This window comes from Enterobacter cloacae complex sp. SHL018 (assembly GCF_049237905.1).
Lineage (GTDB): Bacteria > Pseudomonadota > Gammaproteobacteria > Enterobacterales > Enterobacteriaceae > Enterobacter > Enterobacter hormaechei_C.
This window is the reverse complement of record NZ_JBMKJE010000001.1, coordinates 1,274,100-1,299,459: the sequence shown is the minus strand read 5'-3', so window position 1 is coordinate 1,299,459 and position 25,360 is coordinate 1,274,100. Positions and strand designations below refer to the sequence as shown.

Annotated in this window: 8 protein-coding genes; 3 read left to right on the top strand and 5 right to left on the bottom strand. The window is 59.2% G+C overall.

From position 1 onward, the window contains the following. Window positions 1-168: 168 nt before the first annotated feature. Together ACOTY5_RS06305 and ACOTY5_RS06300 are read right to left on the bottom strand one after the other, a co-directional pair. A complete protein-coding gene (locus tag ACOTY5_RS06305; RefSeq protein ID WP_421631862.1) occupies window positions 169-16,377 on the bottom strand; it encodes an Ig-like domain-containing protein in 16,209 nt (5,402 codons plus the stop codon). 121 nt (window positions 16,378-16,498) lie between these two features. Next, window positions 16,499-17,836 carry a TolC family outer membrane protein gene (locus ACOTY5_RS06300; protein WP_032619706.1) on the bottom strand — a complete coding sequence of 446 codons (1,338 nt, stop codon included), beginning with the start codon at window positions 17,834-17,836 and terminating at the stop codon, window positions 16,499-16,501. Between the two features lie 731 nt (window positions 17,837-18,567). Here ACOTY5_RS06300 and ACOTY5_RS06295 point away from each other — a divergent pair. Further along, window positions 18,568-19,311 carry a DeoR/GlpR family DNA-binding transcription regulator gene (locus ACOTY5_RS06295; RefSeq protein WP_015570569.1) on the top strand — a complete coding sequence of 248 codons (744 nt, stop codon included), beginning with the start codon at window positions 18,568-18,570 and terminating at the stop codon, window positions 19,309-19,311. 13 nt (window positions 19,312-19,324) lie between these two features. Beyond that, window positions 19,325-20,392 (top strand): oxidoreductase, encoded by a 1,068-nt coding sequence (locus tag ACOTY5_RS06290; protein ID WP_032619707.1) that lies wholly within the window; start codon window positions 19,325-19,327, stop codon window positions 20,390-20,392. A gap of 41 nt (window positions 20,393-20,433) precedes the next feature. Here the strand turns inward: ACOTY5_RS06290 and cybB are convergent, their stop codons facing one another. From cybB to ACOTY5_RS06275, 3 genes are all read right to left on the bottom strand, one after another. Then, window positions 20,434-20,964, bottom strand: a complete 531-nt coding sequence (gene cybB / locus ACOTY5_RS06285) for a cytochrome b561 (protein ID WP_015570570.1) — start codon at window positions 20,962-20,964, stop codon at window positions 20,434-20,436. A gap of 87 nt (window positions 20,965-21,051) precedes the next feature. Next, the gene (gene aldA / locus ACOTY5_RS06280; RefSeq protein ID WP_045141528.1) at window positions 21,052-22,491 is read right to left on the bottom strand and encodes an aldehyde dehydrogenase; all 1,440 of its coding nucleotides are present in this window, start codon (window positions 22,489-22,491) and stop codon (window positions 21,052-21,054) included. Between the two features lie 198 nt (window positions 22,492-22,689). Next, window positions 22,690-23,484 (bottom strand): YdcF family protein, encoded by a 795-nt coding sequence (locus ACOTY5_RS06275; protein ID WP_017384495.1) that lies wholly within the window; start codon window positions 23,482-23,484, stop codon window positions 22,690-22,692. 214 nt (window positions 23,485-23,698) lie between these two features. Between ACOTY5_RS06275 and ACOTY5_RS06270 the strand changes: the two genes are divergently transcribed. Beyond that, window positions 23,699-25,351, top strand: a complete 1,653-nt coding sequence (locus ACOTY5_RS06270; protein WP_045141529.1) for an MFS transporter — start codon at window positions 23,699-23,701, stop codon at window positions 25,349-25,351. Window positions 25,352-25,360: the final 9 nt, after the last annotated feature.

The window sequence follows — 25,360 nt, the reverse complement described above, 5'->3', positions numbered from 1 at the left end:
GTCCTGTTCAGGGCGATGATTTCGCACTGAAATGATACCTTTCCGGGATGATTAGAAATCGAACACTGTCTAAACGAGCCCGCAAAATAATCTTGTGAAATATAGGGTTATGGCTATTCGTGTAAAGAAACGCAAAAGGCCGCGAGGATCGCTCCCCGCGGCGTTGTTTTACGCAATTAACAGTTGATGATTGGCCAACAGCGTCGCCAGATCCGTCTGCACGCCGTTCAGCGTTACCAGCGTGGTGGGCGTGAACTGACCGCCCGTCCCGTCCAGGTCAACCTGGATCTCGGTGTTGCTGCCGTTTTGCACAACGCGGATGTAGTCGGCGATGTTGCCCGCGCTGCTGTCCAGCGTCGCCACGCCGTTCACGTAGCTCGCCGAGCCGGTGCCGGTATAGCCGCTGTCGGAAAGCAGGTCGCGCAGATCGATACGGTCCGTATCCGCCGTCCCTTCCCAGGTGCCGACGGTAAAGCCGTTCACCACATCGCTACCGTTGCCGCCCGTCGCGTCAGACGCGTTGATCAGCTTATAGAGCAACGTATCGTGACCGCCGCTGCCGATGTTGAAGGTGTCGTTCCCGCCCCGGCCTTCGAACTGGTTATCACCGCTGTTGCCGGTGATCACGTCGTCATAGTCGGAGCCGTTAATCCCTTCAATATTCAACAACCGCGTGGTACCGAATCCGGTGTCCTGCGCCGTTGAGAGGCGCAAATCAACGGTTATCCCAGAGGTGGCATTACGATAATCCACCACGTCCATGCCGCCGGTATTGCTCCAGGTGTCGTAGTCGGAATGGGTATTCCAGCCGCCGGAGCCGTTATAGGTATAGGTACCATCCTCTGCGATAAAGGTGTCGTTATAGCCGGTACCGGTAATGGTTCCGCTGTGGCCGCCGGTGGCCGCTTCGGCGGTGAGAACATAACCCTCTTTGCCGTTGCCCGCGTCCAGGCCGGTCCAGGTGACGTTATCCGAGACGCCGTTGGTGATCTTCACGATCTCCGCCGAGTAGGTTTCGTTCGGATCCAGCCCGTAGAAACTCACCAGCGCAGAGGTATCGTTCGAGCCAATGCCGGACTGAGCGTTGATGATCTGCGAGGCCACCAGCACGCCCGCAGCGTTATACAGATTGACCGTATTGCCGTAGTACGCGTTGATGCCTTCGCTATCGACAATGTGCAGATGCATCGCGGTACCGTCAGCGATCTCCGCATTGTTCTGCACCAGCACCACCTTACCGTTCTGCTGAGACACCAGCAGATCCTGCGCACCGTCCCAGTTGTAGTCCACCGCGGCGACACCGGTGACGTTGGCCAGCCCAGAAGCCAGCTGGCTTGAAGTCCAGGTTGAGCCATAGCCGTTGTTGGTGAACAGGGTCGCCGTCTGTGAGCTGCCGTAGGTGCTGAGCTTGATGATGTCCATCTGCCCGTCACCGTTCCAGTCTACCGCCACCGACAGATAGCCCGCCGTGGCGTTAGAGGCTTCCACCGCGCTTTTGGTCGTGGAAAGCTGCCCGGTACCGTCGTTGTAGTAAATCACCCCGCCGTTGTTGTTGTAGCTGCTGCCGAGGTACAGATCCATGTAGCCATCGCCGTTAAAGTCCGCCCACGTCATGGAGGCCGCCGTGGTGGTATTCGAGGCGTTGGCCACAAACACGTTGGTCAGGTTCTGGCCAATGGAAAGCGTACCGTTCCCGTTGTTGTTAATCACGGTGAGCGAGTACGCCCCGCTGCGGTTGGTGTGCTGCACGATGTCCACGGTACCGTCGTTGTTCAGGTCGACGCCGGAGATTTCACGCCCGGAATCGAACTGGCCGTAGAATCCACCTTCCCCGCCGGTGCCGTCCGGCGACAGAACGCCGTTGGTATTCACCAGGTAGGTCAGGGAGTCCATACCGGCATCGCCGTACGCCAGATCAAGATAGCCATCGCCGGTTTTGTCGTAGGCAATTACGCCGCCGTACCAGATGGTGGTTCCCATCGCCAGCTGGCTGGCGGTGTAGCTGCTGCCATCGTAGGTCCACATCACCTGCGTAGAGCCCGCGTAGGTGTTCTCCGTCGCAAAGATATCCTGCGTGCCGTTACGGTCAAAGTCAGCTGCCGTCTGGCTCACCACATAGTAGCTACGGGTGTTAGTTAACGTATTCCCGGCATAGGTTGAATCATCGCTGCTGGAATAAGACTGTCCATTAGCAATGATATTCCACAGCCCGCTGCTGTTCATGCCGAGAGTCATGGTTGAGTTGTTGCTGTTCCCCGCAGTGGTCGCCCAGTCGGTATTCACCGAGGTGGTATCGATCACCAGGCTACCGGTTGCCGTACCGGTGGTGTTACCGTTGCCCGCGCTACTCTTCACCTGCGCGGTTACGTCGTAACTCGCCACACTCAGGGCATCGCTGTCCGGGATCTGTAGATACCAGGTATTGTGATCCGGGTCGACGACCACCGCACCGCCGGTCTGGGAGGTGTAGGTTTTCCCGTTCACCGTCACCACCAGATATTCACCGTTCACCAGGTCTGCGGAGACCGTACCGCTGACAATCGGCGTGGTATCCGAGGTGGTCTGGGCAGTAATCGCCGCGGTGGTGGTCGGGATGCTGGTATCGACGTTCAGCACAAAGCCATCCGATTCCGTGTAGTTACCGGCTTTGTCGGTGACGCGCAGAATGTAGGTGTGATTCCCGTCGAGCAGGCCGTTGTCCTGATAGGACCAGCTTGCGCTGCCGTTCATCGTGACCTGACCCAGCAAGATCCCGTCCCGGTAAAGCTGCACGATTTCGCCATCTTCCGGAGCGCGGTTAAGCGTACCGTTGATCAGCGGCGAGGTATCGTCCGTCGCGACTGATGCGCCGTACGTGCCTGTACGTTCACCTTCCCCGTCGGTATAGCTGACCACCGTTCCCACCGTGTCAGGCGGCGTGGTATCAACCGTTACCACCTGCGAAGAGGTTGAGCCGACGTTGCCCGCCTGGTCGATGATCCGCACCTGGTAGGTGTAATCCCCGTCCGCCAGATCGCGGGTATCCGTATAGCTCCAGCGCTGGTTAGTGACGGTAGTCTCAATCCAGGTATTACCGCCGTCGAGGCTGATCTGTACGCGCTCGTCGCTGGCCAGCGCGCTGCCCAACGAGCCGTTGATCGTCAGCGAGGTGTCCATGGTGATGAAATCACTTCCGGACTGCCCGGTATCTTCGCTGATGCTGTCAATGGTGATGCCGTACTGCGGCGCCTGGGTATCCACCGTCACGCCCTGCGTGGTGGTGGCCCCGACGTTGCCCGCCTGATCGACAACCCGCACCTGATAGCGGTAGTCGCCGTCGGCCAGGGTGCGGGTGTCGTTATAACTCCACCGGGTGCCGCTTACCGTGGCGTAAACCCAGGTGGTGCCGCCATCCATGCTCACCTGTACATACTCACCGGCCCCGAGTTCGGCCCCGAGCGTCCCGTTGAGCGTGTACGAGGTCGAACTGGTCAGGAAGTCGTTATTGTCGAAGCCGGTATCGACGGTGATGTTATCCACGGTCACCGTAATCGCCGCATCCGGCGCGACCGTATCGACCGTCACCTGCTGATGAGCGCTGGCACCCACGTTGCCCGCCGCATCCACTACGCGAACGTAGTAGTCATAGGTCTGGTTACCCAGCGTGCGGCCGTCCACGTAGTACCAGCTGTTGCCAGTGACGATCACGTTCTGCCAGGTGACCCCGCCGTCGATGCTGATCTGGGCATATTCGCCGTCGGCCAGCGTTGCGCCGAGCGAGCCGTGCAGCGTCAGGGAGGTATCATTGGTGATAAAGTCGCTGCTGCTCAGGCCGGTATCGTCGCTGATGCTGTCGATAGCGATCGTTTTGCTGGCGTCCGGCGCGACGGTATCAATGGTCACCACCTGGCTGGTAGTGGCGCTGATATTCCCCGCGTCGTCAATCACCCGCAGCTGATAGTTGTAGTCTCCGTCGGCCAGCGTGCGGCCGTCAACGTAGGTCCAGCTCAGGCCGCTGACGCTCACGTCAGTCCAGGTTGCGCCACCGTCGAGGCTGATCTGAGCGTGGTCGCCGCTGCCCAGGGCCGCGCCGAGCGTCCCTTTCAGGCTGATCTGGTTGTCGCTGGTAATGAAGTCGCTGTCTGACAGGCCGGTATCCTGCGAGACGGAATCCACGGTAATGGTCGCCGCCGCAGGCTTGGTCAGATCGATTACCACGTCCTGGCTGTCCGTTGCCCCAACGTTGCCCGCATTGTCGATCACGCGCACCTGGTACTGGTACGTACCGTCGGTCAGGGTGCGGCCATCGGTGTAGCGCCAGGTGGTGCCGGTGACGGTCAGATCAATCCAGGTGGTACCGCCGTCAAGACTGATCTGCGCCTTCTCGTTATTGCCGAGCTGCGCGGTCAGGGAACCGTTGACCACCATCTGGCTGTCGTTGGTGATGAAGTCATTCGCGCTGAGGCCGGTATCGTTTTGCAGGGAATCAATGCTGATCCCCATCGACGGTGCGGTGAGATCCACGGTGACGGTGTGGTTATCGCTGGCGCTGTTGCCGATGGCGTTGCTCACCTGCGCGTTAATCACGTACGAACCGCCGTCTGCCAGCGCGGTCACGTCTGCGCTGCCGACCGTATAGCTCCAGGTGCCGTCATTTTGAACGGTAGCCGTGTAGGTTTTACCGTTAAGCGTAATGGTCACCGTCTGGCCCGTTGGCGCATCGGTGGTGCCGCTGATAACCAGCGGCGTGCCGTGCTCGGCGGCGTTGACGATATCATCCTGCGCAAAGGTGTTAATGGCGATGGTCGGCACGTCGCCGTTCAGCGTCACGTCGTGCGTTGCGCTGCCCGGGTTACCTGCCTTATCGCTCACCGTAGCCGTAATGGTGTAATCCCCGTCGCTCAGTCCGAGGAAGTCGCGTCCCGGCACGAAGACGGACCAGGAGCCATTCGCCGCCACGGTCGCCTGATAGCTGTGGCCGTTGAAGGAAACGGTCACCGTCTGGCCCTGCTCCGCGGTGGTGGTCCCGCTGATGGTCTGTCCCGCCAGCTGCTCGGCGTTGTTGACGATATCGTCATCGGCCACGGTGCTGATGGTCACGGCTGGCGCGACGGTATCGACCGTTAAGGTATGCGTCGTCTGGCCGTTATTACCCGCCTTGTCGTTCACCGACGCGGTGACCGTCAGCGCGCCTTCGCTCAGGTTGGCAAGATCGGCGGCCGGGACGTCGAGCGTCCAGGTGCCGTCGTTTGCCACAAGCGCAGTGTAGGTTTTCCCGCCCAGCGTGACGGTCACCGTCTGGCCTGCTTCCGCGCTGGAAGAGCCGTGTACGGTGAGCGGCTGCTGGGCTTCCGCCGCATTCAGCACATCGTCGCCCGACAACGTGTTCACGCTAATCACCGGCGCGGTGGTGTCCACGCTGATGGTGTGCGTCGCCGAGGCGCTGTTCCCGGCGCTGTCCTGCGCCGAAACAGAAACCTGGTAGCTCGCGCCGTCGGCCAGGGTGCCCACGTCGGCGGCCGGTACGGTGGTTGTCCAGGAGCCATCGCTCTGGATAGTGGCCGTATAGCTCTTACCATTCAGGGTGATAGTGACCTGCGTGCCGTTAGCAAACTGCGCGCTGGAGCCGTTGATGACCAGCGACGCCCCCGCTTCTGCCGCATTGATCACGTCATCGCCGCTGAGGGTGTTGACGGTCAGCGCGACCGATGCGGTATTTACCACCACGTCATGGGTCTGGGTGCTGCTGTTTCCCGCGCTGTCGGTGATTGTCGCGCTGAGGGTCACGGTGCCGTCGGTCAGGGCAGAAATGTCGCTGGCAGGAACGCCCACGCTCCATTTGCCACTGGCGTCAACGGTGGTGGTGTACTGGTTCGAACCTATCGTGATGACCAGCTTATCGCCGACGCTGGCGCCGGTTGCGGTGCCGCTGACGACCTGCGCCTGCCCGTGCTCAACGCTGTTGATGACGTCATCGCCCGCCACGACGTTAAAGCTGACGGTCGGCGGCGTGGTATCGAGCGTAATCGCTTTGCCCGCGCTGCCCGGGTTACCCGCGGCGTCACTCACGCTCACCTGCACGGTGTAGCCGTTATCCGCCAGAGTGGACAGATCGGCGGCCGGCACGTTAATGCTCCAGACGCCGCCCTGCTGAACCTGTGCGGTATAGCTGTTTCCACCGAGGTTAACGGTTACCGTCTGACCGACTTCAGCCGTGGTGGTGCCGGAAATGGCCACGCCCGCAGCCGCTTCGCTGCCGTTGATCACGTTGTCGCCGGCTACCGTGTCAATGGTCACGGTTGGCGCCGTGGCATCCACGCTGTACTCCCGGCCCGCAGACGCGCTGTTGCCGTTCACATTGGTCACGCTCACCTGCACGCTGGCGTCGCCGTCTTTCAGACCCGCAAGATCCGAGGAAGGCACGGTGGCCGTCCAGTTGCCGTCGGCATCGACTTTGGCGGTGTAAGACTTGCCGCCAAAGGTGATGGTCACGGTCTGGTTCTCTTCCACATTGGAGGTGCTGCCGGACAGCACCAGATCCGCACCTTTCTCCGCCGCGTTAATCACGTCGTCGGTGGCGATGGCATCAATGCTGATCGCCACGGCTGCCAGATCGACGGTGACGTCGTGGCTGATAGAGACCGGATTGCCCGCCGCGCTCTGGCCTGCAACGGTCACGGTAACCGTGCCCGCAGCCAGGGCCCCGACGTCTGCTGCCGGGATCGCCGCGCTCCAGGTACCGTCTGCCAGCACGGAGGCCGCATAGGTTTTGCCATTGACGGTCACGGTGAGCGTAGTGCCTGCCGCCAGTCCGTCGCTGGAGCCGGTGACAATCAGGTTCTGTCCATGCTCGATGCTGTTAATCACATCGTCGCCCGCGACGGTATCCACGCGCAGGCCCGGCAGGCTGGCGTCGATAGTGATATCGCGCTCGCCCGTTCCCGTATTGCCATGGTCATTAGTGACGGTTGCTGACACCGTTAAATCGCCATTGCCCAGCGCGGTCAGGACGGATTCCGGCACGTTAACGGACCAGGTCAGATCGCTCTGCACCGTCGCGGTATAGGTGTTGCCGCCGATGTTCACCGTCACGGTGTTACCGATGTCCGCGTTCGCCACCTTACCGGTAATGGTCTGGCCTGCGGCCACTTCCGCCGCGTTGATGACGTTGTCCCCCGCCACGGTGTTGATGGTGACGGTTGGCAGCGCGGTGTCGACAAGCAGGTTCGCAGAACTGCTCACGCTGTTGCCAACGCCGTTGGTGGCCGTCGCGTTCAGGGTGTAACTGGCCTGACCGAGACCGGCCAGATCCGCAGCCGGAACCGTCAGGCTCCAGGTGCCGTCTGCCGCAGTTGTCGCCGTGTAGTTTTTACCGTTCAGGGTCACGGTAACCACGGTGCCTTCCGCCAGGTTGGCGCTGGTGCCGCTGACGCTCAGATCCTGGCCTTTTTCAACGGCGTTCAGGACGTTGTCATCGCTGATGGCGTTGAAGCTGACCGACGGCAGACCGGTATCGACGGTCACATTATGCGTGCCGCTGCCGGTATTGCCCGCCGCGTCGGTGACTGACGCAGTGACGGTCACGCTGCCGTCGCTGAGGCCTGAAATCACATTCGCCGGAACGCCCACGCTCCAGTTACCCGCCGCATCCAGCACGGTGGTGTACGACTGGCCGCCGATGGTGACGGTGACGGTGTCGCCCGCCGCCGCGCCGGTGGCGGAGCCGCTGATAATCTGCGCCTGATTGTGTTCAGCCACGTTAATCACGTCGTCGCCTGCCACGGTGTGGATGGTCACTGCCGGAACGGTGACGTCCACCGTCAGGGTGTGGTCCACCGACGTCGGGTTACCCGCCTTGTCGCTGACGGCCGCGGTCACGGTGACGCTGCCGTCGGTTAATCCTGCAAGGTCAGCTGCCGGCACGTTCAGCGTCCAGCTGCCGTTCGCGCTGACGGTTGTGGTGTAATCTTTGCCGTTCAGCGATACGGTCACCGTCTGGCCTGCTTCGGCGGTGCTGGTGCCAGAGATTGCCAGGTCGGACTGCGCTTCTGAGGCGTTCAGGATATCGTCGGTGGCAATCGTGTTGATGGTCACGGACGGCGCGGTAGCATCCACGCTGTACTCGCGTCCCGCAGACGCGCTGTTACCGTTCACGTTGGTGACGCTGACCTGCACGCTGGCGTCGCCGTCTTTCAGACCGGTCAGATCCGCAGACGGCACCGTGGCGGTCCATTTACCCTCAGCGTCCACCGTGGCGGTGTAGTTCTTGCCGCCGAAGGTGATGGTGACGATCTGGTTTTCTTCGACGTTCGAGGTGGTGCCGGAGAGCACCAGATCCGCACCCCTCTCGGCGGCGTTGATCACGTCATCGGAAGCGATGGCGTCAATGCTGATGGCGACGTTTGCCAGATCCACCGTCACATCATGGTTGATAGTCACCGGATTGCCCGCGCTGCTCTGGCCTTCAACGTTCACGGTGACCGTGCCTGCGGCAAGGGCACTCACGTCCGCAGAAGGGATCGCCGCGCTCCAGGTGCCGTCTGCCAGCACGGTAGCCGGATAGGTTTTACCGTTTACGGTGACGGTCAGCGCCGTACCCGCCGTCAGGCCGTCGCTTGAACCCGTGATAATCAGATTCTGCCCGTGTTCGATGCTGTTAATCACGTCATCGCCCGCTACGGTGTCCACGCGCAGGCCCGGCAGATTCGCGTCGATAGTGATATCGCGCTCGCCGCTGCCGCTGTTGCCCACGCCGTTCGTGACGCTGGCGGTCACAGTCAGATCGCCATTGCCCAGCGCGGTGAGCACAGATTCCGGTACGCTGACGGACCAGGTGAGATTGTCCTGTACCGTTGCGGTGTAGCTGTGGCCGCCAACAGACACAGTCACGGTGTTGCCCGCTTCGGCATTCACCACTGTGCCGCTAATGGTCTGGCCGGTTGCCAGCTCCGCTGCGTTGATCACGTCGTCGCCCGCCACGGTGTTGATGATGACGCCAGGCAGCACGGATTCCACGTTCACGGTGTGCGAGGTGCTGGAGCTGTTGCCGACGCTGTCCGTCGCGGAGGCCGACACGGTGTAAAGCGCTTCACCCAGTTGCCCCACCTCGCTCGCCGGAACGGTTGTGGTCCATTGGCCATTGGTGTCCACCGTGGCGCTGTACGCTTTGCCGTTGAGCATCACGGTGACCACCGCGCCCGCTGCCAGCCCGGAAGCCGTACCTGTGATGGTCAGATCCTGCGTTTTCTCGCTGCTGTTGATCACATCGTCACCGGACACGGTGTCAATGGTCAGCACCGGCGCGGTGAGGTTGACTTCAACCTCGTGCGTTGTGCTGTTGCTGTTTCCGGCTTTATCGGTCAGCGCCGCGGTGATGGTGTAATCCCCGGCGGCCAGGGCACTCACGTCCGCCGCAGGCACGCCCACGCTCCACCTGCCGGAAGTGTCCAGGGTCGCGGTGTAATCTTTGTTATTGATGGTGACGGTCACCACGTCGCCCGCCGCCGCACCGGTCACGGAACCGGTGACAATCAGCGCCTGCGCATGCTCGGCGCTGTTAATCACGTCGTCGTCGGAAACGGTGTTAATGGTCAGCTGTGGCACCGTGGTATCCACCAGCACATCGCGGTCCGCCGAGGCCGGGTTACCCGCCTTATCCGCGACGGCTGCCGTGATGGTGTAATCGCCGTCGGTAATCGCGCCGATATCCGCAGACGGTACGGTGACGCTCCAGCTGCCGTTCGCCTGTACGGTGGTGGTGTAGTCCACGCCGTTCAGCGTCACGGTCACGGTCTGGCCCGCTTCGGCGTTGGAGACACCGTTAATGACCAGATCCTGCTGCGCTTCGGCCGCGTTGATGATGTTGTTGTCGCTGACGATCTCGATGGACACCGTCGGCGCGGTGGCGTCCACGCTGTACTCGCGGCCCGCCGAGGCGCTGTTGCCGTTCACGTTGGTGACGCTGACCTGCACGCTGGCGTCGCCGTCTTTCAGTCCGCCCAAATCGGCAGACGGTACGGTCGCCGTCCAGTTGCCGCTGGCATCCACCGTCGCGGTGTACAACTTGCCGCCGAAGGTGATGGTAACGGTCTGGTTTTCTTCCACGTTGGTGGTCGAGCCAGACAGCACCAGATCCGCGCCTTTCTCAGCCGCGTTGATTACGTCGTCAGAAGCAATCGGATTAATGCTGATGGCGACTGCCGCCAGATCCACTTTCACGTCGTGGCTGATGGAAACCGGGTTACCCGCCGCGCTCTGGCCGTCAACGGTCACGGTGATCGTGCCTGCGCTCAGCGCGCCGACGTCCGCCGCCGGAATAGCCGCCGTCCAGGTGCCGTCCGCCAGCACGGTTGCCGCGTAGATTTTGCCGTTGACGGTGACCGTCAGCGCCGATCCGCTCGCCAGCCCGTCGCTGGAGCCGGTGATAATCAGGTTTTGACCATGTTCGATGCTGTTGATCACATCGTCGCCTGCTACGGTATCCACGCGCAGGCCCGGCAGGCTGGCATCAATCGTGATGTCGCGTTCGCCGGTGCCGGTGTTGCCGTGGCCATTGGTCACGCTCGCTGTTACGGTGAGATCGCCGTTACCGATAGCGGTTAAGACGTCAGACGCCACGTTAACCGACCAGCTCAGGTCGTCCTGAACCGTCGCGGTATAGGTGTTGCCCCCGATACCGATCGTGACAGTGTCACCGCTCGCCGCGCCGCTCACTTTCCCGCTCAGGGTTTGTCCGGAAGCCACTTCCGCCGCGTTAATCACGTCGTCGGTGGCAACCGCATTAATGGTGACCTGCGGCAGCGCGCTGTCGACCAGCACGCTATGGCTGGTATTCGCGCTATTACCCGCGGTATCGGTCACGCTGGCCGTCACGCTGTAGCTCGCTTCGCCCAGTACCGAGACGTTTGCCGCCGAAACGGTGACGCTCCAGTTACCGCTGGCATCGGTGGTGGCGGCGTAACTGATACCGTTCAGGGTTACGGTGATGCGGGTCCCGTCCGGCTGGTTGCTGGTGCCGGAGATCAACAGGTCCTGGCCTTTTTCGGTCGCGTTGATCACGTCGTCAACCGCCAGGGTATTGATGGCAATCACCGGCGTGGTCAGGGAGACGTCAAACGCGTGCGTCGCGCTGGTGCTGTTGCCCGCTTTATCGGTGAGTGTGGCGGAGATCGTCTGATCGCCGTTAGCCAGCGCGCCCACGTCCGCCGCCGGAACGCCCACGCTCCAGTTGCCGGACGCATCCAGCATCGCGGTGTAGTCTTTCCCGTTCAGGCTCAGGGTAATCACATCGCCCGCCTGCGCGCCCGTCACCTTGCCGGTGACAATCAGCGCCTGGCCGTGCTCGGCAATATTAACAATGTCGTCGCCCGCCACAATGTTGAAGGTAATCTGCGGCACGGTAGTGTCGACCAGCACGGACGCCCCCGCGCTGGCCGGGTTGCCCGCTTTATCGGACACGGTCACCGTGACCGCCGCGCTGCCGTCGGTGATGCCTGCCATATCCGCCGCCGGAACGTCCAGCGTCCAGTTACCGTTCGCCTGCACCTGGGCGGTGTACTGATTGCCGTTGAAGGTCACGGTGACCGTCTGGCCTGCTTCGGCAGTAGATGTTCCGCTCAGGGTCAGATCCTGCGCCGCCTCTGCCGCATTCAGCATATTGTCGCCGCTGATGGTGTTGATGGTGACCGCTGGCGCGGCGGTATCGACGCTGAATGCCTGCGAGGAAGAGGCTGCGTTGCCGTTCACGTTGGTGACGCTGACCTGTACGCTGGCGTCGCCGTCCTTCAGGCCGCTCAGATCGGCAGCCGGTACGGTGCAGGTCCAGTCGCCGTTGGCATCGACCGTCGTGGTCCAGGTTTTACCCGCAAAGATAATGGTAACGGTCTGGCCCGCTTCAACGTTCGAGGAGGAGCCGGACAGCACCAGATCCTGGCCTTTTTCTGCCGCGTTAAGCACGTTGTCGTCCGTCACGCTGTTGATGCTTATCGCCACCGGGGCGAGATCGACATCCACAACGGTACCGATATTCACCGGGTTGCCGGAGGTATCCTGCGCGCTGGCGCTGATGATGAGCGACCCGTCCGCCCACCGGGAGACGTCGGCAGCCGGAACCGCAGCCTGCCAGGTGCCATCCGCCAGTACCGAGGCGGAATAACTCTTGCCGTTGATGGTCACGGTGACGGTGCTACCCGCCGCCAGGTCGGTGCTGGTGCCGGAGATAACCAGGTTCTGCGCGTGTTCAATAACGTTAATGACGTCGTCACCGGCGACGGTATCAATGCGCAGGCCGGGCAGCTGGGCGTCAATGGTGACATCCAGGGAAGACGATCCGGTATTGCCGTGCGCGTTCGTCACGCTGGCCGATACGGTCAGGTCGCCGTTGCCGAGCGCGGTTAACTGACTCTGGGTTAACGGCAGGCTCCAGGTGAGATCGTCCTGTACGGTGGCCGTGTATGTCTGCCCGCCGAGGATAATCGTGACGGTATCGCCCGATGCCGCGTTAGAAACCTTTCCGGTCAGGGTTTGCCCTGCGGCCACTTCCGCCGCGTTGACGATATTGTCGCCCGCGAAGTTGTTGAGGGTAACAACCGGCAGCGAGCTGTCCACCAGTACATCGTGCGTGGCAGCGGCGCTGTTGCCCACATTATCGGTGACGCTCGCCGTCACGGTGTAATTGGCTTCACCCAGCGCGCTCACCGCAGAGGCGGGGACGGTAACGCTCCAGTTGCCGCTGGCGTCGGTGGTGGCGGTGTAGTTGATACCGTTCAGATTAACGGTGATGGTGGTTCCTTCCGGCTGGTTGCTGGTACCGGAAAGCAGCAGATCTTCGCCCTTCTCTGCCGCATTGATCACGTCATCCGCGGCCAGCGTGTTAATACCGATAACGGGCGTCACAGTATTGACCACCACATCCACTGAACTGCTGCCGGTGTTGCCGGATTGGTCGGTCACGGAGACGTTAATGGTCCAGGTGCCGTCCGTCAGCCCCTGAACGACGGACGCAGGCAGGCCGAGGCTCCAGTTGCCTGCCGCATCCACCACGGTGGTGTAGTCCACGTTATTGATGGTGATGGTGACCAAATCGCCCGCCGCCGCGCCGGTGACGGAGCCGCTCAGGATCTGCGCCTGAGCATGGGCCAGCTGGTTAACGGTGTTGGTGTCGGTGACGAAATCGTTGATGGTCACCTGCGGCACGGTGGCATCCACCAGCCCAACGCGGTCCGCGCTGCTGCTGTTGCCCGCCACGTCACTGACGGTGGCCGTCACGGTGACATTGCCATCGGTCAGCGCGCCTACGTCGGCGGCAGGCACGTTCAGCTGCCAGCGACCGTCCGCCTGTACCGTGGTCTGGTAAGATTTACCGTTCAGCGTCACGGTGACCGTCTGGCCCGTTTCAGCGGTTGTGCTGCCGCTGAGCACCAGATCCTGCTGCGCTTCTGCCGCATTAATGATGTTGTCGTCGGTCAGGTTATCAAGCGTAATGGCTGGCGGCTGCGTATCGACGATCACCACGCGTGAGGCGTCCGCGCTGTTGCCGTTGACGTTAGTCACGCTGACGCTCACCTGCGCACGCCCGTCGATCAGCGTTTCCATCGCGCTCGCCGGAACGGTCAGGTGCCAGGAGCCGTCCTGCTGCACCTGTGCAGTAAAGGTTTGATCCGCGAATTTCACCACCACGGTCTGCCCGGCCTCCACGCCCTGCGTCTGACCAGAAAGCGTGACATCCGCGCCTTTTTCCGCCGCGTTGAGCATATCGTCAGTGGTTACGGTATCGATGGTGACGGCCACCGCATTCAGGTCAAGCTCGATCGGGTGTTCAGCCGCCACGGTGTTGCCCCAGGCATCTTCCGCGCTGACGCTGACGGTCATGCCTCCCGCCGTCCATGCCTGAAGGTCCGCCGCCGGCACGCCAATCTGCCAGTTGCCGCTGGCGTTAACCGTGGTGACGTATTCGACATTATTGATGGTAACGGTGATCTGTGTGCCTTCGGCCAGATGAGTGCTGGAGCCGGTTACGGCCAGATCCTGCTGCTGCTCGATGGCGTTAATCACGTCATCGCCAGAGATCGTGTTCACGCGCAGGCCCGGCAGTTCGGCGTTGATGTTGATATCACGTTCGCCGGTGCCGGTATTGCCGTGCGCATTGGTGACAGAGGCGCTGAAGGTTAAATCGCCGTCGCCAAACGCCTGGAGGTCGGCCGATGGGATCGTCACGCTCCATTTGAGGTCGCTGCCAACCGTCGCGGTGTAGCTCTTGCCGCCCACGGTGACAGAGACGGTATCGCCCGCCGCCGCGCCGGTGACGCGTCCACTGAGGGTTTGGTCAACCGCCGCTTCGGCGTTATTGACCAGGTTATCCCCGGCAAAGGTGTTGACGATCACCTGCGGCAGCACGGTGTCTACCAGCAGATTCGCCTCGGCGGAGCCGCTGTTACCCACGCTGTCGGTGCCGCTGACGCTGACGGTGTAAAGGGTATTCGCCAGATCCAGCACGTCGGAAACCGGCACCTGAACGGACCAGCGACCGTTCTCAACGGTGGCCTGATAGTTAACGTTGTTCAGCGTCACGGTGACAGCGCTGCCGTTCGGCAGATTACTGGTCCCGCTCAGGCTCAGGGGCTGCATGGCCTCCTGCGCATTCAGGACGTTATCCTGGCTGATGGGGTCAAGGGTAAATTCCGGCGGGTTGCCGCTCAGCGTAATGCCGTGCGTCGCGCTGCCGGTGTTGCCCGCCGCATCGGTCACGGAGACCGAAATGCTGTGGCTACCTTCCCCCAGCGCGCCAATGACGGAGGCAGGCACGCCGACGCTCCAGCTGCCGTCCGCCTGGACGGCACCGGTAAAGGTCTTGCCGCCAACGGTCACGGTGACAACGTCGCCCTCCGCCGCGCCGTTCGCCTGGCCGGAAATAATCTGCGCCTGCCCCTGCTCGCTGGTGTTCAGAATGTCGTCGCCCGCGACGGTGTTGATAGTGACCACTGGCGCTGCGGTATCGACCGTGAAATCGGCGGTGGTGGATGACCCGTTACCCGCTTTGTCGCTGACGTTTACCGTCAGGGTGTGCTCGCCGTTAGCCAGCGCCTGTACTTCACTGGCCGGAAGCGTAACGGACCAGCTGCCGTCGCTGCCCACGGTCGCCGTGTGATTTTTGCCGTTTAGCGTGACCGTCACAATCTGGCCCGCTTCCGCATCGGTTTTCCCGGTCAGCGTCAGCGGCTGATTATGTTCAGCCGCGTTGATGATGTTGTCCTGGGCGATCGTGTCGACAGAGATCACTGGCGAGGAGGTATCCACGCCAATCGTCTGGCTGCCGGACACGGTGTTGCCCGCCGCGTCTTTTCCGCTGACGTTGACCGTCCAGGTACCATCGCCCAGCGCCTGTGCGTCGGCAGCAGGGACCTTCACGCTCCATGCGCCGTTTGCCCCCACTTCTGCGGTATAGGTTTTACCGTTGAGCGTGACGGTAAGCGCCGTTCCCTGCGCCAGGTTTTTGCTGGTGCCGGACAGCGTAAAGCCAGCGGCCTGCTCGCTGGCGTTGATCACGTTATCGCCCGCCGTGGTGGCGAGCGTCACGCTGGTATCCGCTGTAGAAATGGTTACGGTAATACTGCCCGCAGAGGTCGTTTTACTGCCGTCGATCTGTACGACGGACCAGGTATGTTCCCCGTCCGCCTGGGTCGGGAGTGTTACCGTCCAGGTGCCGTCCTTCGCAACCATGGTGCTGGCGATGGTGCTGCCGTTGCCGTCTTTAACCTGAATGGTCGCGCCCGGCTGCCCGGTACCGCTGAAGGTTGGGGTGTTGTCATCCGTGACCTCTTTTGCACTCAGCACGCCCTGCTTGTCACCCGCGTTGTCCGTCAGCAAAAATGTCGGCGTGGCGCTTTCGACTTCTTTTGTATTATCAATAACCCTGGTTTTGGTTTCGCCATCGCCGCCGTGAGCCAGCAGTGCGCCGATCGCACCGCCCCCTAACGCCGCACCGGCAATCCAGCCCCACGGCGCATCGCTTAAGACGCTTGCCTGCTCCAGGAAAGGTTCAATGCTGCTAATGGGTGCAGCCTGGGCGGTTAATTCGGTGGCGGCAACGCCTGATGCTTCCCCGGCATCGGCAAATGAAATATGCGTCAACGCCTGGTTATCGTTAAATACCAGCTCGGAATGATTATGGGTTTCCGTGTCTTCGACAAAATAATTATTGCAGCGGATCACGCTGCCATCTTTCATATAAATGAGGAGGTCATTCCCCTGGCGGACATAACGCACCACGTCCTGAGCAGAACCCTGAATTTCAATCACGCTCGGTGAGGAAATAGAGACCGAGAGATTCCCCTCTCCGGTTAATTTCGTCTTCTCTGCCGTTTTGCGAATGATGACATCAACAACTTTTGCGGTACTCATATTCTTCTCCTTGCAGGTGCGCGTATTCCTGTGGATATGTCCACCAGAGGGATGTAGCTATCCTTGGGAAAAATCACCCATTATTGTCTGACTTATTTCGCGCAGAAAGGCGCGCCTTTTTTTAACTTAAATCAGGTAATTTCGCGGCAGCGTTTTTCTCTATTCCGATAAGCGGCAAGAGATTATCCACCGCAGAGGCGTAATTAATCGCCGCACTCCAGCCATCGTATTCAGCCATTATTTTCGCTGAGGTGGCAGACCAGACATCCTGCTCCACGCTGAGCAGATCGTTAATGCTGCGCTTGCTCAGGGTATATTCATTTTTGTAGACATCGCGGGCGCGCAACGCATTTTCCAGCTGACGCTTCCCGGCTTCCATTCGTCCACGCGCCCCGGTCCAGTCGGCCTGTGCGACGGAGGCTTTTTGCAGGACATCAAAACGGGCCTGATCGACCTGGGACGATGCCATTGCCCTTGCGCCCTCGGCCTGACGGACGCGCGCCGAGACCGCGCCGCCCTGATAAAGCGGTGCGTCAATATTGAGCTGGATCTGATCATCCCAGTACGCGCGATTATCAGACTCATAGCGGGTGCGGCCCCCTTTCAGGCTTAAGGTCGGCCAGTGCTGAGACCTGGCGGTTTCTACGCCGTACTGGGCTGAACGCTCCATGTTCTGCGCGGCCATCACCGTTGGGATCAGTGAATAATCAATCCGATTGAGAGAATCCGGCTCCACGGCCAGACCTCCCGGAACCGGTGAATAGCGTTCAGCCTGTATGCCAGTTAATACCGCCAGCCGCGCGCGGGCGCTGTTCAGAGACGCATTATACTGCTCTACCGTCGCCTGCATCCCGGCGATACGGGTGCGGGTCTGAAGCTCATCAGAGGTGGAGCTTACGCCAGCATCGGCGCGGAGTTTTGCCAGCTGCTCAACGTTTTTAAGCGCCTGCACGTTCTCTTTTGCCGCCTGCAACAGATCGCTGTAGCGTTTTACTTCCACATAGCTGAGGGCCGTTTTTTCCGCGACGGCAGACATCGTGCTCATCAGCTGGTAGCGATAGCTGTCACGCTGAGCTGAAGACTGGCTGATGCTGTTATTGGTCTTGCCAAAATCGTACACCAGCTGCGTCAGGCTCAGGCCCCAGGCTGCGGAATTTCGCAACGAACCGCTTGAATCGGTGGTCTGGCTGTGACCCGTACTCCCGTTCAGGGCTATTTGTGGCATCCAGCCACTGCGCGCTTCGTCTATTTGTGCCTGGCCGATCCCCAGTTGCGCAGCCTGCTGGCTCACCGAGGGGTCGCGATCGAGAGCGAAAAGAATACTTTCTTTCATCGTCATTGCCGCAACGGGAGATATCCCCGTCTGGCCGTTATTTGCATTAGCCGCAGTCACCACCAGCGAAATTAAGGTCAGGGAGACAGATAATCTGAGCAACCTGTTATTGCATTTCATCTTCATAATATCCCCCGACTCCAGGTGATAGCCAAATAAATACCCAGGAAGAGGTACAAATAATTCTTCAGAAATCCCTCACCTCTTCTCGATTAATTTGGGTAATAGTTCCCCAAGCCCATTTCAATTGAGATGAGAGCCGTTCAATCTCTTTTTTTCTTTTAAGAATTTACTTAAATATTTATTGATTCGCAGCATAACAAAATGTGATATGAGCAACCACACCCGCAATGTTAATGCGGTGTTACAAATAAGAAAAAGATGGGGTTTCTGGACAAAACGTTATAAAAGGCCTTTCAGATGAAACAAATAAACCCCCTGTAATATAAAGAAAATTCTAAAATGCCCCGGTGTACATTTTTGCGTTAATTTCACCCCGAATCAGACACAAAGATTTTCAAAGAAATGTCAACTTAAGTAATACACCGAATAAAATTGAATTATTTTACTTTAAAAATAAAAACTCATAGATATATACACTAATTTATAATTACAAATTAGTTAAACATTCTGGTTAGAGCCAATAATCCGGCAGCTTAAGCCAAATTTTCAAGTAAAACATAGCGATAACAACATACCTAAAAGATACATACATGTTTTTGATGACTGATTAATGCGATATCAATAATCACATCATTAAACTGTTTTTGGATAACATCCCGCACCTGTCGCGATTCCCTTTCCTGCAAAATGCTGTAAACTGCGATTTATTGCGACATTTTGCAGGATACTGCCCCATGCATAAAACCGCCAGACAGAAATATGTGCTTGATATCATTACTGAGCAAGGCCAGGCCAGCATTACCGAGCTGGCAGAGCGATTGCAGGTTTCGGCGGACACCATCCGTCGCGATCTGACCGACCTGGAAAAACAGGGACTGGCACAAAAAAACCATGGCGGCGCCATCGCGCTGAATCTCTCGACGATGACCCGAGTAAGCAGGAATAGCTTGCTCCCTGAAATTAAGCAGCGGCTGGGTAAACAGGTTGCGCAATGCGTGCCTGCGGGCTCGACGCTTTTTCTGGACGCCGGAAGCACACTGCTGGCCGTTGCCTCTTTCCTTCAGGGGCCGCTGACCATCATCACCCCTTCTCTTGATATCGCCCAGCAGGTTAGCGATCGGGAAGATATTGACCTGATCCTGCTCGGTGGAAAGTGGGATCAGAAACAACGCCTGTTTGCCGGAAGCGCCACCCTTTCCCTGCTCTCTCGCTACCGGGCGGATATTGCCATCCTTGGCGCATGCGCCATCCATGCCGAACTCGGATTGAGCGCCAGTCAGGAGGCGGATGCCGAAGTGAAGCGTGCCATGCTGGCCGCAAGCCAGGCGCACTGGGTAGTCGCCGACCATCTAAAACTCAACCAGTGCGAACCGTATCTGGTGTCAGGGTTATCCGAGATTCATCAACTGTTTTTAGATCGTCCCTGGGCAGAGCTCGGGGACCATAGCGCCTTGCAGGTTACCGTTGGCGCGCATTAACGTGGAGAAGGTCATGAATAAAGTGAAGACAATGAATATTGCGCTGATCGGGTATGGTTTTGTAGGTAAGACGTTCCATGCCCCGCTGATCCAGTCCGTCGAAGGCCTGAAGCTGGCGGTGGTCTCATCCCGGGATGAAGAGAAAGTGAAACGCGACCTGCCGGACGTCCTCGTTGTCGCCACGCCGGAAGAGGCCATTCAGCACCCGGATATCGACCTGGTGGTTATCGCCTCCCCTAACGCGACCCATGCGCCGCTGGCCACCCTGGCGCTCAATGCCGGCAAGCATGTGGTAGTGGATAAGCCGTTTACGCTGGATATGCAGGAAGCGCGAGATCTGATTGCGCTTGCGCAAGAAAAACAGCGCCTGCTCTCGGTCTTCCATAACCGCCGCTGGGATAGCGATTTTCTCGGCATTAAGCAGGTGATTGAGCAAGGCCGTATCGGTAAGGTGAAACATTTTGAGTCGCATATCGATCGTTTCCGTCCGGAGGTTCGCGTGCGCTGGAGAGAGCAAAACGTGCCCGGCAGCGGCCTGTGGTTCGACTTAGGCCCGCATATGATTGACCAGACGCTACAGCTTTTTGGTCTGCCGCAGTCGGTACAGGGCAACATCGCCACCCTGCGTGACGGCGCGGAGATTAACGACTGGGCGCACGTGGTGCTGAATTATCCGGAACACAAAGTGGTCCTCCATTGCAGCATGCTGGTGGCGGGTGGCGTTGCCCGCTTTACCGTCCACGGCGATAAGGCCAGCGTGGTGAAAGCGCACATCGATCAGCAGGAAGCCCAGCTGCTGGCAGGCGTCGTTCCGGGTAGCGAAAGCTGGGGTGAAGACAGCGACGCTATGGTGCTGTTTAATGCCCAGGGTGAAGCCAGCGCTATCCCTGCGCCAAAAGGCGACCAGCGGCAGTACTATATAAACGTGCGCGATGCCCTGAACGGCAAGATTGACAACCCGGTCCATCCGGTGGAAGCCCTGGCGGTGATGGCGGTGCTGGAAGCGGCGGTAAAATCTTCGGAAACGGGTTCAACTCTGGAACTTGACTTAACGGCGCAGGAACGCGCGCAACTGCAATAAGCCGCAAAAAAATGCCCTGCGGGTTAGCAGGGCATTATCGGTTACTGACGCTTTTTCGGCATCATGCGCAGCAGCGTGTTGTCCTTCCAGAAGTAGTGATGCATCAGCGCGGCAAAGGCGTGCAAACCAATCACGAAATACCCCAGATTCGCCAGCGTTACGTGCCACTCCTTTAGGGTATCCACCAGGTCAAAATTCCCCTCCGCCGCATGCGGCATCGTCAGGCCAAACGCAAACCAGTCATTTCCCCGGTTATACATCATCACCATACCGATCAGCGGCAGCGCAATGAACAGCAGGTAGATTACCAGATGCCCGAGATGGGACAGCCCGGTGATCATCGCTTTTGGTTTCGGTTGAATAGGCGGAGCCGGGAATTTGAGGCGGATAAGCAGGCGCGCCACCATCAGCACCAGGATGCTGATCCCGCAGGAAACGTGGATCATATTAATAAGCGGACGATCGGTTCTTGGGAACCACCCTCTGAACTCCATGGCGCAATAGGCCATAATGACTAACAGAAAAACCAGCCAGTGAATGCTGATTTGCAGACCCGTATATTTTGTGCGCATGTTGTTTCCCGATAAAGAATCATTATCGCGCCAACATAACCACCTTTCCTGAAAATGTGAACCCCCTCGCATGGAGGGGGCTCCTGATTACGACTGCAAATAGACCACCTGCGTCTGCAAATACTCATTCAGACCGTGTTTGCCATCCGCCCCGCCGATACCGGATTTACGCCAGCCTGCATGGAAGCCCTGCATCGCTTCAAAGTTTTCACGGTTAATGTAGGTCTCGCCGAACTTAAGCCCCTTAATGGCTTTCATGGCGACGTTCAGGTCCTGCGTATAAACAGACGAGGTTAAACCGTAGTCGCTGTCGTTGGCCATTTTCAGCGCCTCTTCCAGGGTGTCGAAAGCCACCACCGGCAGCACCGGGCCAAAGGTCTCTTCGTGCATGATGGCCATATCCTGACGTACGTCCAGCAGCAGCGTTGGGGGATAAAAATACCCTTTGCCTTCTGCCGCTTTACCGCCAAGGACCACTTTAGCCCCCTCCTGCACCGCGCGCGCCACCTTCTGCTCCACGCGCTCCAGCGCGGCGGCGTTGATCAGCGGCCCCATGGCAATATCCGTTCGCTCAGCCGGATTGCCAAACTGGACGGCTTTCATTGCCTCGCCCAGACGATTCACAAAGCGGTCGTAGATCCCCTTCTGGACATAGACACGTTCCGCGCAGTTACACACCTGTCCGGTATTGATGACGCGTGAATCCACAATGGCCTTCACGGCCAGCTCGAGGTCGGCATCGTCCATCACGATGGCCGGGGCTTTACCGCCCAGCTCCAGCCCCACTTTGGTGATGTTTTTCGCCGCCGCAGCCATGATCTTTTCACCTGCACCGACGCTGCCGGTCATGCTGACCATCGCCACTTTCGGGTTCCCGGCCAGCTCCTGTCCGACGGTTTCACCCCGGCCCAGCACAAGGTTAAAGACGCCTTTCGGCAGGCCAATCTCATCGACGATTTTGGCAAACGCAATGGCGTTGTTTGGGGTAAATTCGCTCGGCTTGATAACGATGGTGTTACCGGTGAGCAGCGCGGGAGCGAGCTTACGGGCAATCAGGAAGAAGGGGAAGTTCCACGGCAGAATGCCGGTGGTGACGCCCAGGGCACGCTTAAACACCAGAATATTTTCGCCCGGACGGTCGCTCTGAATGATTTCCCCTTCATAACGGCGCGCCCACTCGGCCATATAGTCGATATAGTCAGCGGTAAAGTTCACTTCCACTTCCGCCAGCTGCTGGATCTTGCCGCCTTCGGCCACAATCAGCGCACTGATTTCACTGACGCGCTCGCGGATCCCGGCGGAAATTTTGCGTAGCCAGCAGGCGCGTTCAATAGCAGGCAGCGCCTCCCAGCCAGCCTGCGCGCGATCTGCCGCGTCAATGGCCTTGCGGGCGTCCTCGGCGCTGCCATCGGGAATACGGGAAATGACCTCTTCCGTGGCCGGATTGATCACGTCAATCCATGCATCACCCTGCCAGGCAACAAACTGTCCATCAATATACATAGGATGTTGTACGGGTACTGTCATAACCTGCTCCTGTAATCACACTGTTTTTAACAAGTAAACTTAATGTTAAAAACTATAATTACCGGGGTAATTGCCTACTCTATGAGTCTGTTTTTGTGAGATATCTCATAAAAGAAACGGGTCAGCCCGTTTCCAAAATCACAAATCGGCAACACAGGATGCCCGTTTGCGTAAAAGATGGCGCAAACGGGCAGAGCATCACAGCAGGGAACGGCTCACCAGCGCGTCGGTGAGAATGACGTCGTTTCGCAAGATCTGCCACGCGGCGTCCACATCGGCAGGGATATCGACATGGGCAATGAAATCACGTCCCGCCGGACCATAGCCGTTGATGTCGTCCCTGAGTCGCGGAAATTCACCCAGCACCAGCGACAAGTAGCGCTCTACCGGCCATAACCCCTCGACCGGGCCGCTAAACACCAGACCGTCGTCGCTGTTTTGCAGCACGGGCGTCAGGCCGGGATGACTCACCCATGCGGGCGATGCGGCCTCGTCGCGGCAAACGCGGGCAAACGTAGCCATTGTGCGACGCTGCATTGTCGGGTCCTGCACCACCAGCACCCGGGCGGCGTTCAGTCCCGATTGTTTCATCAACGCCCGGCTGAAGCGGGCGTTTTCGCCACAGTTGGTCGACTGATCCTCAACGTGAAGATGCTCGGCCGGAATGTTCCAGAACTCACGGGCGATGTCGGCCAGAATAGCCGCCTCAGCACGTCCGGTGGTGGGTATCCTGTTATAGCGGGGGTGTTTCGCAATCGCGGCGTAGAGGAAGGTCGTCGAGTGACCGATCCCGCCGCTGATGATCAGAGGAACACCCTGTTCAGCCGCGATTTTACAGGCAGCATCAATCGCGGGGATCACCGCATTACCCGCCAGAATCACCAGATCAACGGGCTGGTTGTCCTGATAGTCATCCTGAGCAAGCCACGCCCCAACGGTATTCACGGCGTCGAGGGTTGTGCCAGGCAGACAGGGGAAAAGTGCCATTGTCATCGTTACCTCCTTACAGCATACAGAGCCTTCGATTATCCCCCTTTCCTCGCGTCATGCTATGGCATGAATGCTGAAAAAACGGGCCGGGATGTGCTCAAAAAGCACTCACATTTGATTAACATGAGAAAATCGTATTCACTTGAATTATGATTTGCGTCAGCCTTAGAATCATTAGCCCGCTCACAATTCAACTTTTTGAAAGGTAAACCCCGTTATGCGCCTGCCCCAACGCGACCCTTATGCTCCTCGCGAGTGGCAGCCACACGAGAAACCCGCCCTGCTGGGTTCCCCTTCCACCCCGGAACATCCAACGTCGAAACGAATCGCCTATGGCGTGGTCGGCCTGCTGGTGTGTCTGACCGGGGCGCTGGGTAACGCGGTCGTCACCGCCAATCTGCAAAATCTGCAAGGCACCTTTGGCGCCTGGTCGACTGAAATCGCCTGGTTGCCTGCCGTCTATGTCATGACCAACGTCTCCATCAACCTGCTGCTGGTAAAGTTTCGCCAGCAGTACGGTTTGCGCGCCTTTACGGAAGGCTTCCTGGTGCTGTATGTGCTGGTCACCTTTTTCCACCTGTTTGTGAACGATCTCAGCTCGGCGCTGATGGTACGGGCGGCACACGGGATGGTCGCCGCCGCGCTCAGCTCGCTCGGCATTTATTACCAGATACAGGCCTGGCCCGCGAAGCACCGACTGAAGGCGCTGACCATCGGCATAACCGGGTCGTCGCTGGCGATCCCGCTGGCGCGGCTGTTCTCCACCGAGCTGTTACAGCTTGATGAGTGGCGCGGGCTGTACTTCTTCGAGCTGGGTCTGGCCCTGATCTCCCTGGCCTGCGTGATGGCGCTCAAGCTGCCGCCGGGCGATCGACGCAAGGTCTTCGAGAAGAAAGATTTCATCACCTTCTTTTTGCTTGCGCCCGGCATGGCGCTGCTGTGCGCGGTTCTGTCGTTAGGGCGTCTGGACTGGTGGTTTGAAGCTCCGTGGATCGGCCGGGCGCTGGCTCTCTCGCTGGTGCTGATTGTCTCCGCGATCGTGTTTGAACATAACCGCAACAACCCGCTGCTTAATACCCGTTGGCTCTCCAGCGGCAGCATCGTACGCCTGGGGCTGATCATGCTGCTGATCCGCATCGTACTGGCGGAGCAGAACACGGGCGTCATCGGCTGGCTGCAATATGTAGGCTTACAGAATGAACAGATGACCCATCTGGCGTGGGCTATTTTCGCCGGGATCGTCTGCGGTATCGTCACCAGCTGTCTGACGATTAAGCCCACTAAACTGGCCTGGCCGATTATCACCTCGCTGGCGCTGATGATCGTTGCCTCGCTGCTGGACAGCCAGTCCAACAACCTGACCCGGCCGGATCAGCTTATATTCAGCCAGTTCCTGCTGGGCTTCGGCAGCGCGTTCTTCCTTGCGCCTGCGATGCTGGCCGCCATTGGCGGGGTGATCGCCGATCCGCGCAATCTGGTCAGCTTTTCCGTGATGTTTGGCATGAGTCAGAACCTTGGGGGCCTGCTGGGTTCCGCGATCCTCGGCACCTTCCAGACCTGGCGCGAGAAGTACCATTCCAGCCTGCTGGCTGACCAGCTCACCACCCTTAACCCGCTGGTGAACGAACGCATACAGCTTTACACCCAGATGTACAAAAGCCTGGTAGGCGACAGTTCCCTGCTGGGAACCCAGGCCATAACTCAGCTTCAGTCGGTGACGACGCTTGAGGCGAATATTCTGGCTTACAACGATACTTATCTCCTGACGGCGAGCATTGCCACTGCCACGCTGGTCTGGATTTTATGGCGCTTGCTGCGTCTGCGCATCACCGCCCGTATGGCCCTTAAGAACGCCACTGGCAACAAGTAATGACTATTT